At 68.9% G+C, this 1,993-nt stretch carries 1 protein-coding gene; it reads left to right on the top strand.

Features of this window, described 5'->3' with window-relative positions:
- Positions 1-171: 171 nt before the first annotated feature.
- Positions 172-1,098: a transposase gene (locus ACFVX4_RS42005; protein ID WP_389988774.1), complete on the top strand. Its 927-nt coding sequence runs from the start codon at positions 172-174 to the stop codon at positions 1,096-1,098.
- Positions 1,099-1,993 lie beyond the last annotated feature (895 nt).

Here is a 1,993-nt window from a genome sequence, read left to right as displayed (position 1 = left end):
CTCGTCCGACAACGTCAACTCAGCCTTCGGCCGCCCCGTCCGTGCCATAAGGCAAGCCTACACATCTGAACAGAATTCCTGACTCAGAAGACTAGCGGTGGTTTGTTGACAGGGGGTCAGGGTCGTAGTAGGTCGGTAGCAGAGGAACGTCCTCGCCGCCTGGGGGCTGTGATGGCCCGTCGTCTGCCGTGTCCGCCCGCTCCGGGGCCACTGGAAGCCTATGCGGCACGCTTCGATGACCTGCTCTCCACACTGGCACAGCGCCACGGGTTCCGCGAGCACCTCGCGGGGCTGCTGCTACCGCGGGGCCGGAACAAGACCCTGACCTGTCTGGCCGGCACGGAGCCGGTGGTCGGTGCCCAGCACCCCTCGGTGCAGAGGTTGCAGTTCTTCCTGTCGGAGTCGACGTGGGACCACGAGCGGGTCAACGCCCGCAGGGTGGAACTGCTGCTGGCGGATCCCGCGACCGCGCCGCACGCGGGCGGGGTGCTGGTGATCGACGACTCCGGGGACCGCAAGGACGGGACGGCGACCGCACACATCGGGCGGCAGTGGCTGGGCCGGCTGGGCAAGACGGACAACGGCATCGTGACGGTGACCACCTGCTGGGCCGATGAGAACCTCTACTACCCGCTGCACGCGGTGCCCTACAGCCCCGGCCATCACTTTCCCAAGGGCAGGAGCGATCCCGGCTTCCGCACGAAACTGCAGATCGCCGCAGAACTCGCCCGCACCGCCAAGGCCACCGGGGTGGCCTTCCGGGCCGTGGCCGCCGACTGCGCCTACGGCGACCAGGACAGCTTCCGCAGACAACTCAGCGAGGCGGAACTGCCGTTCGTCATGGCCCTCAAACCGAGCCACGGCACCTGGGCCTACGGCAAGGACGCCTACACCCCCGCCGACGCCGCCCGCGCCCTGACCTGGACGGATCCCGAGCATCCCGGCGACTGGACTGCCATCGAGCGCACCTTCCGCGACGGACACACCGAGACCTGGTGGGCCGCCGATGCCCATCTCGGCTGGTGGGGACCCGATAGAAACGTCCGCCTGATCGTGGCGACCGCAGACCCGGCCACCCTGCCCGCGAAGGCCACCTGATACCTGGCCACCGACCTGCCCCGCCCCGGCGGCCCCCGCGAGGCCGATAGTCCCGAACCCGCCGCTGACCTGCACGAAGTCGTCCGGATCTACGGCATCCGACACTGGATCGAGCAGAACTACAAGCAGGTCAAGGACGAACTCGGGTGGGCCGACTTCCAAGTCCGTTCCGATACCGCCATCCGCCGCCACCAGACGTTGGTCACCTGCGCGTTCTCGTTCTGCTGGGACACCTGGTCCACTCAGCCTCCGGACCCGGATCCCGTCGTCGTCCCAGCGGCCCGGCCGGCTGCCACACCGGCCGGACTGGCTGAGAGGGGGCCCCAGCAGACCCCACCAGCCCCAACCGGCAAGCCGGCCGCAGGCGATTCGCGCCGTCCGGGCCCGGCTCGACCCCTGGACCACCCTCCAACGCTGCTGGCGAGCCTGGAGCAACGCACCCCCGCCACCCGAACTCCAAACCCTGATCAACGCCGTCGGCGCAGGCCACCCACTCGATCTCTACTCCTCGGTCTAACAAACCACCGCTAGGTGGCTGGCGGATCGAACCCCGCCCGTTCACGGTCGAGATCGGCGCCTCCTCCCGCGACACCGCCTACGGAGCCGTCCTCCAGGGCACGGGCGCCGCGCCCGGCGCCGGCCTGGGCGCGATGTCCATCTTCGGTGAATAGCTCGACCATTCCGTGGTCGGCTCGTTCCTGCTCGACTCCCTCGCCCGCACGCAGGCCCCCTCGCCGCGACTGATTCGAACCTCCTTCAGGCTGCCCGCGACGTACCCCTGGTCGGGTCTGTCAAACGAGCGGCTCTGACAAGATTTCCGTAGCCGTTGATCGTGCCTCGGTGTGGATCAGTTGAGCAGGATGCGGTGGCGGAGGAGGCGGAAGCCGGCGCGGCC

The organism is Streptomyces sp. NPDC058240 (assembly GCF_042882135.1).
GTDB lineage: Bacteria > Actinomycetota > Actinomycetes > Streptomycetales > Streptomycetaceae > Streptomyces.
Note: the sequence above shows the minus strand (reverse complement) of the source record. Positions and strands in the feature narration are given on the sequence as shown.